The 13,103-nt window shown below is 53.4% G+C and carries 9 protein-coding genes and 2 rRNA genes; 1 reads left to right on the top strand and 10 read right to left on the bottom strand.

Annotated elements, in window-relative coordinates:
* Positions 1–346 precede the first annotated feature (346 nt).
* The 6 genes from CUC53_RS15320 to CUC53_RS15295 form a co-directional block, all read right to left on the bottom strand.
* Positions 347–2,941, bottom strand: coding sequence for a glycosyl hydrolase family 18 protein (locus tag CUC53_RS15320; protein WP_100294949.1), 2,595 nt, complete (start codon positions 2,939–2,941; stop codon positions 347–349).
* Between the two features lie 380 nt (positions 2,942–3,321).
* A complete protein-coding gene (locus CUC53_RS15315) occupies positions 3,322–6,795 on the bottom strand; it encodes a hybrid sensor histidine kinase/response regulator (RefSeq protein ID WP_100294948.1) in 3,474 nt (1,157 codons plus the stop codon).
* A 61-nt stretch (positions 6,796–6,856) separates the two neighbouring features.
* Positions 6,857–8,002, bottom strand: coding sequence for a 3-phenylpropionate MFS transporter (locus tag CUC53_RS15310; protein ID WP_100294947.1), 1,146 nt, complete (start codon positions 8,000–8,002; stop codon positions 6,857–6,859).
* Positions 8,003–8,474: 472 nt separating this feature from the next.
* A complete protein-coding gene (locus CUC53_RS15305; protein ID WP_100294946.1) occupies positions 8,475–9,155 on the bottom strand; it encodes an SDR family NAD(P)-dependent oxidoreductase in 681 nt (226 codons plus the stop codon).
* Positions 9,156–9,199: 44 nt separating this feature from the next.
* Positions 9,200–9,829, bottom strand: coding sequence for a TIGR04219 family outer membrane beta-barrel protein (locus CUC53_RS15300; RefSeq protein ID WP_100294950.1), 630 nt, complete (start codon positions 9,827–9,829; stop codon positions 9,200–9,202).
* An 88-nt stretch (positions 9,830–9,917) separates the two neighbouring features.
* Positions 9,918–10,367, bottom strand: coding sequence for a copper chaperone PCu(A)C (locus tag CUC53_RS15295; RefSeq protein ID WP_100294945.1), 450 nt, complete (start codon positions 10,365–10,367; stop codon positions 9,918–9,920).
* Between the two features lie 90 nt (positions 10,368–10,457).
* Between CUC53_RS15295 and CUC53_RS15290 the strand changes: the two genes are divergently transcribed.
* A complete protein-coding gene (locus CUC53_RS15290; RefSeq protein WP_100294944.1) occupies positions 10,458–11,219 on the top strand; it encodes an enoyl-CoA hydratase-related protein in 762 nt (253 codons plus the stop codon).
* Here CUC53_RS15290 and CUC53_RS15285 read toward each other — a convergent pair.
* From CUC53_RS15285 to CUC53_RS15270, 4 genes are all read right to left on the bottom strand, one after another.
* On the bottom strand, positions 11,212–11,640 hold the full coding sequence (locus CUC53_RS15285) for a DUF2753 family protein (protein ID WP_100294943.1): 429 nt from the start codon (positions 11,638–11,640) through the stop codon (positions 11,212–11,214). The genes CUC53_RS15290 and CUC53_RS15285 overlap by 8 nt on opposite strands.
* A 194-nt stretch (positions 11,641–11,834) precedes the next feature.
* Positions 11,835–12,434: an OmpW family outer membrane protein gene (locus tag CUC53_RS15280; protein WP_100294942.1), complete on the bottom strand. Its 600-nt coding sequence runs from the start codon at positions 12,432–12,434 to the stop codon at positions 11,835–11,837.
* Between the two features lie 197 nt (positions 12,435–12,631).
* Positions 12,632–12,746, bottom strand: a 5S ribosomal RNA gene (gene rrf, locus CUC53_RS15275).
* Between the two features lie 120 nt (positions 12,747–12,866).
* Positions 12,867–13,103 (bottom strand): 23S ribosomal RNA (locus CUC53_RS15270); the annotation flags it as partial.

The raw sequence follows: 13,103 nt of genomic DNA, 5'->3' as shown, positions 1-13,103 counted from the left end.
CCAGCTGAGCTATAACCCCAATTTACTCCGTCACCACTGAACTTATCGCCAGTAACGGAGGCGCATAATAGGCATCACTTGCATGACTGTCAACCCTAAAATATGACCTGCTGTTTGTTCACATAAAATTGCTGCGATTAGCTACCAATGACTGAGCGGTTCACTGCTATCTCTCTGTTTTGTGTCATGAAGTCTGGTTATCACCCTACTTATATTCTGCTTGTGGCGCCTCTGAGAGGCAGACTTAAAGCCATAACGGCCATGTCAGCACCACCCAAAATCAGGGTGGTTTAGCAGAGAAAAAGGGCATGCTATGCATGCCCTTTGGCTTAAATAACATCTTGTCTTAATTACAACTTGCAGGTCCGATATCTTGCCAGACTTCATGTTTACCTGGTTCGTTCCCTCTGGTCCAATACTTAGCTTTCCACTGACGATTATTATGGGAGGTAATATCACCAGCATTGTAAGCAATTGCAGTATCCCACCCCAGTTGTACCTTGCTAATCAGTTGCCACTGATCGGCTGTGCGACTTGGTTGATTGCCAGAGGTCCAATACTTGGCCTGCCATACCAGCTGGTTGTGGCTTACCTTATCACCGCTGTTATAAACCTTACTCGCTTGCCAAGCAGGCCAGTTAGCGGCATCTGGATCACTCACCACACAGCCCCCCCCAGTGCCGACCGGCTTCACCACAAGACGGGTGACCGCAGTGGCATCTAATGCGCCATCCGATACCAATAGGGTCAGGTCATAGCTAGTCTCTTTGCTCACCAGTGGAGCACTGACTTGCAACGTGGCGCTGCTGAGACCTGTGACAGTCAAACCTGCTGGCACGCTCCACTGATAAGTCAGGGCGTCACCGTTAGGATCTGATGCACTCGCCTTAATCGCCGCCGAGCGGCCCGACTCCACACTCGTGCTGGTAGGCACGGTCACAACGGGTGCTTGGTTGACTTGAGGCGCCTTATTTGTCACCACCACCTGATCCTTGGCAGACAGATTGTTATCGTCTGTCACGGTTAGTTCGAAGGTCAGATTAGTATCAGTGGCCACGCTATCCAATACGATACGAGCTTTGGCCTGATTGGTATCGAGCAAAGTAACCGCAGGGCCTACCAACTGCTTCCAGCTGTAGGTAAGCGCGCTACTCTCAGGATCGTAGGACGCAGTACCATTCAAGGTGACATCCGCGGGGCCGGTCACGTTGATATCACTGCCCGCATTGGCAAGAGGAGGTTTATTGGCTGGCGGTGTCGTGCCGCTACCATGCCCTAATCCCTCATGCATCGCATTGAGAATATCGCCATTGTCGGCATCGATTTCCCAAGAAAAGAGGCCACCGAGCTGGTTAGCCAGCACATATTGTCCCTTAGCTTTGACGGAGCGGTCATTATCATAGGTAATCAGATCGCCAGTTGATGCCTTGAAGAGATAGGGACCTTCGGCCAGTTCGTCATAGCCTTTTTCCCAACCGGTTCCCATTCGGTTGTTCACAATATCGCGATAATCCACGACCCCATCTTCCCATGTTCCCTTGACCTTGCCGGTGGCTTTACCAGTAAAGGGATTCCCAGCCTGATAACCACTGACGCCCGTCCAACCACGGCCATACATCGCCGCGCCGACAACCAGCTTGCTCGGCTCGACCCCTTGCGCCAGCATCGCCTTTACGGCTTTGTCGGTGGTGTATTTGGTATTAGGATCCCAGCTCGCAGGATAGAGGTTGGTTTGGTGACCCAGTTCGGTATTACTCCATGCGCCGTTGAAGTCATAGGTCATCATGAAGATGTGATCCATATACGGCTGAGCCGCCCGGTAATCAATGTCTTCAATCTTATCGCCACCCGCACCGGTCGCAGAGGTCAATTCGTATTGACGGCCGGTTTCAGCCTCCAGCTCATCAAGCATGGCCCGTAAATCTTTCATCAGTGCCACATAGGTAGCACCATCGGTCGAGCTCCCCAACTTGGGATTAGCTCCCTGACCACCCGGATACTCCCAGTCGATGTCCACGCCATCGAAAAATTTCCATGTTTTGAGGAACTCTTTGACTGAGGCAACAAACGTATCCCGTTTAGCTTTATCCCCGAGAAAGAAGAAGGGATCAGAGAGCGTCCAGCCCCCTACCGACGGTAAAATCTTCAGGTTGGGATAGGCCTGCTTGAGGGCCATCAGGGCACCGAAATTGCCCTTATAAGGCTCGTCATAAGCACTGAGGCCGCTTTGTGGCATCTGTACTGCAGCCCACGGGTCATGAATGGCCACTTTAAAGTCCGCACGTCCGGCACAAGCCCGCTGCAGAGCCTGAAAGCTGCCCTCAATCTCTTTTAGGCTGTCGTTGAGGCCATCGCCGCCGCAGATGGGAGTAAACCCGTAGAGAATATGGGTCAGGTTTTGGGCTGGGATCTTGTCAACGGTGAACTTGCGGCCATAGACTCCCCACTCCACATAGTAAGTCCCGACCACCTTGCCAGACTTGTTCACATACGGCTTGTTGTTCTCTTGCAAGGCCGTTTTTAGTGGGGCGAGGTGACTACCATCGGTATCGGCAACCACAATCTCTTTCTTATCGGAGAGGGCGCACCCATCGGCATTACAGAGGGCAACCTGCATTTGATAGCGACCGCCTTTATTAACCTTAAACGTCGCTTTGCCTGCCGCAGCAGAGGGGCCGGACCACGCCTCCTTGCCATTGAGCAATACCTTGGCACTTTGGCCCAGATCACCACTCCAGAGGTTCCAGTTCACCTCGACATCTGCAGCATCCTTCACCTTGACCAGATTGTTATAAGAGGTGGCGGCAGGGTCTACTTCGATGATGGAAAACTTGGTTGGGCCCCAGCCTATCGTGGGTTTACCGGGCAAGGCTCCGTATGCAGAGGTTGCACAGCAGAGTCCGACCATCAGGGCCAGCAGGGTTGGTTTTGGACTTGGCATTATTGAATTTCCTTATTCGTTATATTGGCAACGAAAAGGACAACGCCCCCGATTCAATGGCAGGAAGGCAACTTTCCTTGGTAAAAGCAGCCCAGCTCCTGAGGTCGCTCGCGCTTTAAGGGGGTGCCCCCCTGCACGGGAACCTAGCGTCCCGACTCGTGGTCGGTTTGCCCTTCTCATACTTCGTTCGCGATAAAAAAAATCGCTTCTCGACTATAGAAGGGAGGGATTCATACTGCCACTACCCCAGTGACAGCATGATCAATTTGAAACCCACGAAAAGTTAGCAATAAGTTAAAAAATGCAGGCAACGCGCACCAACTCGCTATGTTCATGCTGCATTATATCGTCGCTAGATTTGCCTGAATTTGTGAGTTAGTTCACTCTACGGGTGATAGTAAACTATTCATCAACGCCCGCAGTTTGAGCGGTTTCACCGGCTTACTGATGTAGCCATAGCCCTGTGCTTTAACCTCTGCTTGCAGCTCACTTTTGCGGTCCGCACTGATGATGATGCCGCCAAACTGTTCACCCGACACCAATTGCAACCCTTGTAGCGCCGCGAGCCCCGTCTTTCCGTCATCCAAGTGGTAATCAGAGAGTACCAACTGAGGTCTGAAATCCTCCCCAATACAGCACTCAGCCTCCGCTTGGCTCAACGCACAGCGCACCTCGCAGCCCCAACGTGCCAGCAGGGAAGCCATAGCAATCAGAATATCGCGCTCATTGTCGATACACAGCACCCGCACTCCCTCTAGTTGACTGTCCCGTATCGCGGGCGTCATCAAGGGACGAGCGGCAACGGGGCGCGTCGCCAGCGCGAGCGTCACCGCAAACACCGACCCCGATCCCGGCCAACTGCGTAAGGTGAGGTGATGTCCAAGCACCTGAGCAATCCCACGGGCGATGGCCAGCCCCAATCCCAATCCTTGCTCTTTCGCTGTGCGGGAGTGGTCAAGACGTGAAAACTCGTCGAAAATCGCCTCCTGCTTATCCACCGGAATACCTGGGCCGTTATCCCACACTTCGATGCGAACCTTGTCTCCTTGGCGCCGACAGCCGAGCAATACCCGGCCAGCAGGGTTATAGCGAAATGCATTGGTCAGGAAGTTTTGCAGCACTCGGCGCAACAAGCGCACATCGCTATGTACCGCGAGTTTGCTTTCTATCACGGAGAACTGTATCTCTCCTGCCTGCGCTAACACGCCAAACTCCGCCTTGAGGTTATCGAATACATCGCACAGGGCAAAGTCGAGTTTTTTGGCTTTGAACTTACCCGCTTCGAGCCGAGAAATATCAAGCAGATCGCTGATCAGGTCCTCAGTCGCCCCCAGCGCATCATTGATGTGGCGCGCGATACGGGCAGCTTCGTCATCCGTGGGCACCATTTCCAGTAAGGAAGAGGTAAACAACTTGGCCGCATTGAGGGGCTGGGTCAGATCGTGACTCACCGCAGCCAAAAAACGGCTCTTCGAGTGATTAGCTCGCTCCACCTGCTGGTTAACCAACCGCAACTGGCCATTGAGTTCAGATAACTCGCGGGTGCGCTCCGCAACCCGTGCTTCTAGGTTTTCATTGGCTTCTCTGAGCACCCGTTCAGCATCACGAAACGGGGTAATATCGGTGAAGGTCATGACAAACCCGCCAGCAGGCATCGGATTACCCTGCATCTCGATCACTCTGCCATCAGGCCGCTCGCGGGCGGAGATATGGGCGCTCCCTCGCTTCATGAAGGCGACCCGACGGGCGACATGTGCGTCGATATCACCTGGGCCACAGAGCCCTTTTTGGGCGTTGTAGCGAATGATCGCCTCAATCGGCCGACCCGCTTGGATCAAGCCCGGCGGATAGTGGAATAACTCGATATAGCGGCGATTCCAGGCTACCAACTTGAGCTCTCTATCCACCACCGAGATCCCTTGGCCAATGTGTTCGATGGCACCTTGCAGCAGCCCTCGATTGAAGCGAAACACATCAGAGGCCTCATCCACTATGGTGGCGATCTCCTCCAGCTGCATGTTGCGCCCTTGGAGGGCCGACGCCAGCACCAAGCGGGCTGATGAGGTGCCAAATACCCCCGCCAGCAACCGTTCGGTATGGGCGATCAGCGCTGCCGAGGCCTGCATCTGCGGCGCTAACGTGCCGCCATGCTCCCCGGCAAAGCGGCCAAATGCCCGCTTGACACGGCTTGACCCGACAAAACGGGCGGCCAGCATCTCCAGCTCCTTGACCGAAACCCGTGCCTGATAGAGCGCCGTCGTATCGCGGCTCGGTGTGCCGACAAAGTTGGCCGCCTGCAACTGCTCGCTGACTGCAGCGCGAGAGAGCAGTGAACCCACCACATAGCCGAGCAGATTACCCAGCAGGCTTAACAGAATGCACCAAGCACCTAAGCTCAGATCACGAAACGCAGGCCAATCAGGTGGGGCCAGCAACGCCGCCAACGGCGAACCGGCCAGCAGACCGCTTTCGGCAAGCAGGGTCACAAACCACAGTGAAATCCCGATCATCAGCCCAAGATAGACCCCCTTTCGGTTGCCATGGCGCCAGTAAAGTCCCAACAATAACGCGGGCGCAAACTGTGCCACCGCACCAAAAGAGAGGTAACCGATACGCGATAAGCTGGTGAGATCCCCCAACCATAAATAGAGCCCCCACGCCGCCAATAAGATCAGCAAAATGGCGCCACGACGGACCTGCAGCAGCAATCGCACCAGTCGCTCATCTCGACCTTGCTGCCAAAAGCGGCGCAGCAGCACAGGCAAGACCAGATCGTTGCTCACCATGATCGCCAACGCGATGGTGCAGACAATCACCATGCCAGTGGCCGCCGAGGTACCGCCGAGAAACGCCAGCAGGGCCATACCGTCAAATCCCAGCGCCATTGGCAAGCTAATCACATAGGTATCTGGAGCGAGATCAGCCCCGACCCACTGCTTACCTGCCAGTGCCAAGGGCCAAATAAACAGCCCCATCACAAACAGATAGAGCGGGAAAATCCAGCGAGCCCAATGGAGATCTTGACCCTGATTGTTCTCCACCACAGTGACATGGAACTGGCGCGGCAGGCAGATAACCGCGCACATGGCGAGCACCGTATAAATCGCCAGTTCAAGCAAATTGGCAGGGCTCACCGCCGTGACGGCGGCAAAGAAATCGCGGGTGACATGGGGGTGAGCGGGGCTCGGCTGGCTCAAAATAAGCCACAGCGCAAATCCACCCACGGCCATAAAGGCTAATAGTTTCACCACTGACTCAAAGGCGATAGCGACCACCATGCCTCGGTGGTGCTCGGTCGCATCAAGATGCCGAGTACCAAACAGAATGCTGAACAGCGCCAGCAACAAGGTGACACCGAGGGCTAGCTCCGCCGTATTACTGGAAAAGAGGCTGCTGGTGCCACTGCCCACCCGGTTGCTCATCAGCAGATCCAAGCCCGTAACAATGGCTTTCAGCTGCAGCACCAGATACGGCAAGATCCCCATAATGGCAATCAGGGAAATCAGCATGGCGAGTCGTTGCGACTTGCCATAGCGGGCAGCAATAAAGTCAGCAATCGAGGTGATGTGTTCGCGCTTGGCCACCAAAATCAAGCGGGCCAGCAAGCGCCAACCAAACAGAAAAACCAGCATGGGCCCCAGATAGATGGGCACCGGCGACCAAGGGGATTCGCTGGCTTGGCCAACAGTGCCAAAGAAGGTCCATGAGGTGCAATAAACGGCCAGTGACAGGCTATAAAGTAGCGGTTGCCCCTTGAGACGCTGACGCTTGTACTTATCAGCAACATAGGCAATCAGAAATAAAAGCCCTAGGTAACTCAGTGCTAAGCCGATCAGCAACCATCCCTGGTGCATATATCACTCCTTGTCCATGTTGCAGGCGGTAGCATCGCGCTCACTGCAGCCGCGATCACCGTTAAACAGCGGCGGCGGCCACCGTGGTCGGCTTGAACCGCAAGAAAAATACCGGCACCACTACCAGCGCCATCAGCAGAAAGATCCCCCCCTCCAGCGACTCATAGAGCGAGCCACAGACGGCCATCAAGGCGGCTAACACCATCCCAAGACCGATAGCCGCATAGAGCGATTGGGTCGGGATTAACTGCTCCGCGGGTAGCTGACGAGTCATAAAGCGCACCGCACCCAAATGGCTCATACCAAAGGTCACCGAGTGCAATAACTGCCCAAGCACCAGCCATCCTAGTTCCGTGGTCGTCCCCAGCAGTAACCAGCGCGCCACACAACCGATTGCCCCTGCGATAAACAGCTGTCGAGCTCCCCAACGTTGCAGGAAACGCTTATCCGCAGCAAACATACCGATCTCAGCCACCACCCCTAGGGCCCACAGATAACCGATGATGGTGCCGCTGTAACCCGCCGCTTTCCAGTGAATGGCACTAAATCCGTAATATGCGGCGTGGCTACTTTGCAGTAGCGCCGTGATCAGCAAAAAACGTCGTACCGTCGGGCTGCGCAAGGTCGCTTTAAGCGATGCTTTGGCGCGCTCGCCGGCCACATCCTGCGGCGCAGGGTGAAGAGGCAACCAGCTGAGCAGCACCATCAGCACTAAGCCGATCACCATGGCGTGCAGAATCCACTCACTGCCAACATTGCTCACGAGGGCCCCCACCAAGGTCGAGGCCACGATAAAGGCCAATGAACCACACAGCCGCACCTTGCCGTAATCGAGATGAGCCTGCACCACCATCCGAGTCGCCAGCGCCTCTCCGACGGGCATCAAGGTGGGATAGATAAAATTGGCCAGCAGCGTCAGCCCCACCAACCACCAAAGCTGGTGACTGAAATAGAACCCGATAAACGCCAGCAAACTGAATACGCTGAGCCAACGGGTGACCGGCAGCAGATGACCGGCCCCTTTAATCTGTTCCATCACCAATAAGTTGCCGGCAAAGCGGATCGCCATGCCCGCCCCCAACAACAGGCCTATCTGCTCAGCACTGACACCGATCCCCTCCAGCCAGAGCGACCAGAACGGCAAATAGGCGCCGTAAACAAAGTAGAACGCACCAAAGAAGAGCGCTAACCAAGAGAATGCAGGCATAAATCCTCAATAACAGGCGATGTAGAAACCGGATAATACCCGATACCGCCGCCCAGTTCTCATTACCGCTCGTAGGGAAAAACTGAAAAAAACATCAATAAAATTGCGCCGTTACCTACTGACCCATGGACTAGATCAGTTTGCTTCCCAAGCCACGGAGCGCCCCTGCGGCAAGGATGGTGGCGACGTGTTTAGGTGCTCAACAAGATCGCGGCTCAGCGACAGGGATATTTGTTGCGGCAAAAGGTTAAGAACGTGATGGTTATCAATTAAAGAGAGGGAGCGATGTTCGCAAGCCAGATTATCCCTGTAGCAACCTATTGCCGCTCCGCCATCTCAATTCGATAAAGAAACCAATTCAACGGTTCATGGACTGGCTTGGCCTGGTGTTACCTGATGAGCTATCGGTATGCTCTGTGCGCTGCGGTCAACACCACGCTTAGCGTCTTCTCGACTACGGCAGGAATGGGCGCTACTCATTACGCCCAATAACAAGGTCTGTGACATGGCAACTGCTTTTGGCCGCGAGCGCATCGAGCATATAAGCCGCTGCATCTGCTGGCGTCATGAAACCGCTTGAGTCGACATGATCCGAGTTATCCCAAAACTCACTGCGGATACCACTTGGGTAGAGGTTGACCAGCCGCAGCGGGGTGCCTTTTAGCTCAGCCCGTAGCGACTCCAGAAAACCACGCATCCCCCATTTTGAGGCGCAATATAGGCTCTCGTTAGCCTTGCTGGTTTGAGCCGCAGAAGAGAGCACATTCGCCAGCACCCCACCTTGTTGGCCGATAAGGCGCACCGTCTGCTGCGCCACCAAGATGGTGGAGATAAGATTACTCTCCACCACCATGCGGATCTGCTGAGCGGTATAAATACCGACAGGACCAAACTCCCCGACGCCAGCGCAGTGGATCACCATCTCTGGCAAACCACCCCATTCCACGGCCGCGGCAAATGCGATCTCAACTTGTTCGTGGTTCGCCAGATCGGCCGCAATGCCAACCACCGCGTTGCCAAGCAGCTGCTCCTGCTGCTGCAACTTGTGATAACGACGTCCCATCATAGCGACCCGATGACCCCGCTCAACCAGCCCGATGGTCAGGGCTCGGCCTAAACCGGACCCCGCTCCTGTCACTATGATGTGGCCCATTATTAACCCTTGTCGTCGGTCAATTTGTCAGCAAAGCTGCCTGATTAGAACGTAAATTCGCCGCCCATAAACCAGCCATCAATACGCTGATCAATGTTGTCGAAGTCCACGTTGGCCTCACGCCAGCCAGCACGGAGTTTGACCGGCATTGACGAGAATTTGTAGGAGGCGCCCAAACGGTAGTCATAGTTATCAGCATCATGACTACGTAGGTCACCAAACAGGGCAAGGCCCGTATTGAGGATAGAAACATCGCTGCCCACATAAGCCATCAGGCTGTCTTGGCTATAACCGCGGCGGCCAAAGGTCACCTGCTCACCATCGTAGTGACGTCCCGTCACACCTAAATCGATTTTAAACAGATTGTTGTTGAATAGGCGGTAGTAAAGGGTCAAATCATAAGCGCTCAGCTCATTTTTAAAGGCACCGCCTGATGTACTGAAATCGGAGACTTCGAGCTTGGCATTTGGCAGCAGAATGAGGCCATGTTCCAGCTGTAGATAGCCATTCCAGTTGTAGTGATCGTCGTAATGGCTAGCACTGGCACCATAAGCCTGACCACTCCCCTGAGCAGACCAAATATCGACCCCAGCAACAAAACGCCAATCATTAGCTGCCATCGCACCTTGGCTACCACATGCCAGCACCACACCGACCATCAGACTTTTCTTTATCACGTTAGGTCCTCTTAAAGGGATTGAAAGGGCACTATTTTACTCACCACGGTCAAAATACCCAGCGTCAATCTGCTGTCAGCCGATATCAGTGTTTCATGTGTTGCATCTCACCCATCGGTTCGATTGGCTTAACGGGGAGAGAGAGCGCTAGCTGCTGGCCATCATCGAGGGTGAGAGTCAGTGGCAGTGGGGTCTGTTCGGAAAGAGCGCCAATATTGAACAGCATGATATGGAAGCTACCCGGTTGCAGTGCCACTTCTCCCTTTGCTGGAATCTCGATGCTGTCGACCTGACGCATCTTCATCACCCCATTTTCATGGAGATGGGTATGCAACTCAGCCCGCTCTGCCGCTGGTGTGGCAGCGGATACTAACTGTACGGGTTGATTCGCATCATTTTTGAGCACCATGAATGCGGCCGTATTCGGTGAGCCCGCTGGCAACAACCGGACATAGCCGGCCACCGCTTCGACCTTTGCCAAGGCGGGAGCACTCATGCCCAGCACCAAAAGAGTACAGAATGCGCGTTTTAACATAATTCAGATCCTTTTATGATGTTGCTAAACAGGGAGCCAAGGTTACGCTAACCACCATTTTTTTACATCTGCCATAACAAGGATTACGAGATGGAATCTGCCCTTTTGCAAACACAGCAGCATGGTGTGTTGACGCTAACCTTCAATCGCCCAGCTAAACGCAATGCCCTCAATACCACCTTGTATCAACAACTGAGTGCGGCCCTGCAACAGGCGGCAAGTGATGAGCAGGTACATGTTTTATTGCTGCAGGGGCAGGTGGACTGCTTCACTGCTGGTAACGATCTAGCTGATTTTGTCGGTAAAAACGCACTAGCAGCAGATGACCCTATTTTGCAATTTCTCCACACGCTGGCCGACTTTCCCAAACCGGTGATCGCCGCAGTAGGAGGCCCGGCTATCGGTATCGGCACCACCATTCTGCTGCACTGTGATTTGGTCTATCTAGGGGATAACGCCCGCTTGCAGCTCCCTTTCGTCGAGCTGGGGCTGGTGCCAGAGTTTGCGGCTAGCCTGCTGCTACCACGCGCCATCGGTCACCTGAAGGCGGCCGAGCTACTCCTGCTGGCCGAGGTGTTCGATGCACAAAAAGCGTTACAACTGGGGCTCACCAATCAAGTGGTGGCAGCCGATGAATTACTCCAGTTTGCTTATGCACAAGCAATAAAACTGGCCATTCAGCCACCTAAAGCCGTGCAAAAGAGCAAAGCCCTGCTTAAACAAGAGTTAAAACAGGCAGTGCACTATGTGATTGGCTTGGAAGCTCGGGCATTTGCACAGGCTCTGTGTGGGGAAGAGGCACAACAACGTATTACTCGTAAACTGGAAGGACGCAGCAAGCCTATCAGTTGAGACGAAAACGACCGATCAACTCACAGCCTTGCACCTTATCTTGGAGCTGGATCAGTTTGGCGATCTCGGGGTTAGGGTGACGCTTGAGGAAAGCAAGCAGCGCACTGCGGCAGCAACCTAGTTCGCTAATGAGTGACTCACACACGCGGTTCGGACATTGCGGCACTAAAGCTGTCACTAGCTCGGAAGCTAGCTTGAGATAGCGCAACTCATAGGTCGGCTCATCCATCGTTCGCCAGAAGTCAGCCAACCGATGACAAGTCGCGACGCGGATGCTGGCGAGTTCAGCTAACTCGACTTGGGTCATCTCACATGCCTCACCCAGTGCCTGCTGATACAAACAAATCGCAGAACCCAAAGCACCTGATTGCCAAGCTCGCTCAGCTTCTAACATATAGCGCTGCCAACTAGTTAGGTTCATCTCACTCTCCTGCACAGTCTAAGTGGGACTCATATCATCGCTAATTGAGAATAAATATCAACCAAAGTGTTCGTCGCCATGCCGCATTCATAGCTAACTCAGCACCAATGATTGAAAAAACAATGCCAGTCAGTAGTCACTGACTGGCATCAAAGGTAATCGCTGATGGCTTCATGCCATCTCAAACACCGTGACTAGAAACGATAGCCTACGCCGACCATGAAGACCATGGGGTCGATTTTAGTGCTAATAGTCCCAGCGGTTTGTGTATGTACATCAGTATCAATATCCATGATCCATGCAGAACCATTAGCAAACCAACGATCAGTGATCGCCATATCGATACCTACTTGGCCAGCAACACCCCAAGAGCTATCTAGGCTGATACTATCGTTATTCAAAATACCGCGCCCCTGCTCATCAAAAAATGTTGTGTAGTTAACGCCAACACCAACATAAGGACGAACCTTGCTTTGGCCATCCCCAAAATAGTATTGGCCCATCAGAGTCGGTGGTAGATGCTTGATTTTAGCAACCTCAGCACCACCTAATTTTACTGAGTGAGAAAATGGTGTAGCGGCTAGCAGTTCAACGCCCCAGTTATCTGTCACCATATAAGAGAGAGTTAGCCCCATCTGCATATTGGTATTGATCTCAAGCTCGATCGGGGTGCTACTTTCCTGTGGAGAAACAAAAGCTAGTCCGCCACGTACTAATACATCACCCGCTTGGTGCGCTAAGGCGAAAGGAGATGCCAGTACAGCAGCCATCAGCACGGGAAGTGTCTTTTTCATCACATACGTCCTTTTATTGTCATTTGATGTTGTAAGCTTGCGGACTGTAACACGATGTAAACACTAAGTTATTGACGTGGCTCAAACGTTACTCAGAAATAGATGTCTTGATATGAAATATCATTGTCGTTGGGATTAATAAAAAACTAAAAATCCCAACCGATGTTATCGGTTGGGATTTTTAGTCTAAATTAGGTGCCTGGCAGTGTCCTACTCTCGCATGGCGAATGCCACACTACCATCGGCGCTACTGCGTTTCACTTCTGAGTTCGGCATGGGATCAGGTGGTTCCACAGCGCTATTGCCGCCAGGCAAAAATCTTCATCCAGAAAGCTGACGTGAGTAGTGATGTTGCGCTTGGCTTGTCACTATCACTGAATTTGAGTAGTTCGTTCACTTGCTACAAGGCCCAGAACACTTCTTGGGTGTTGTATGGTTAAGCCTCACGGGTAATTAGTATGGGTTAGCTCAACACGTCGCCGCGCTTACACACCCCACCTATCAACGTTGTGGTCTCCAACGGCCCTTTAGAACCCTCAAGGGGTCAGGGATGACTCATCTCAGGGCTCGCTTCCCGCTTAGATGCTTTCAGCGGTTATCGATTCCGAACTTAGCTACCGGGCAGTGCCACTGGCGTGACAACCCGAACACCAGAGGTTCGTTCACTCC

Source organism: Aeromonas cavernicola, from assembly GCF_002795305.1.
GTDB lineage: Bacteria > Pseudomonadota > Gammaproteobacteria > Enterobacterales > Aeromonadaceae > Aeromonas > Aeromonas cavernicola.
This window is presented reverse-complemented; position numbering and strand designations above follow the sequence as displayed.

Coding starts and splice junctions, on each gene's coding strand:
- CUC53_RS15310 (WP_100294947.1), bottom strand. CDS start 8,002: ATGCCTGCATTCTCTTGGTTAGCGCTCTTCTTTGGTGCGTTCTACTTT.
- CUC53_RS15315 (WP_100294948.1), bottom strand. CDS start 6,795: ATGCACCAGGGATGGTTGCTGATCGGCTTAGCACTGAGTTACCTAGGG.
- CUC53_RS15305 (WP_100294946.1), bottom strand. CDS start 9,155: ATGGGCCACATCATAGTGACAGGAGCGGGGTCCGGTTTAGGCCGAGCC.
- CUC53_RS15295 (WP_100294945.1), bottom strand. CDS start 10,367: ATGTTAAAACGCGCATTCTGTACTCTTTTGGTGCTGGGCATGAGTGCT.
- CUC53_RS15280 (WP_100294942.1), bottom strand. CDS start 12,434: ATGAAAAAGACACTTCCCGTGCTGATGGCTGCTGTACTGGCATCTCCT.
- CUC53_RS15320 (WP_100294949.1), bottom strand. CDS start 2,941: ATGCCAAGTCCAAAACCAACCCTGCTGGCCCTGATGGTCGGACTCTGC.
- CUC53_RS15285 (WP_100294943.1), bottom strand. CDS start 11,640: ATGAACCTAACTAGTTGGCAGCGCTATATGTTAGAAGCTGAGCGAGCT.
- CUC53_RS15290 (WP_100294944.1), top strand. CDS start 10,458: ATGGAATCTGCCCTTTTGCAAACACAGCAGCATGGTGTGTTGACGCTA.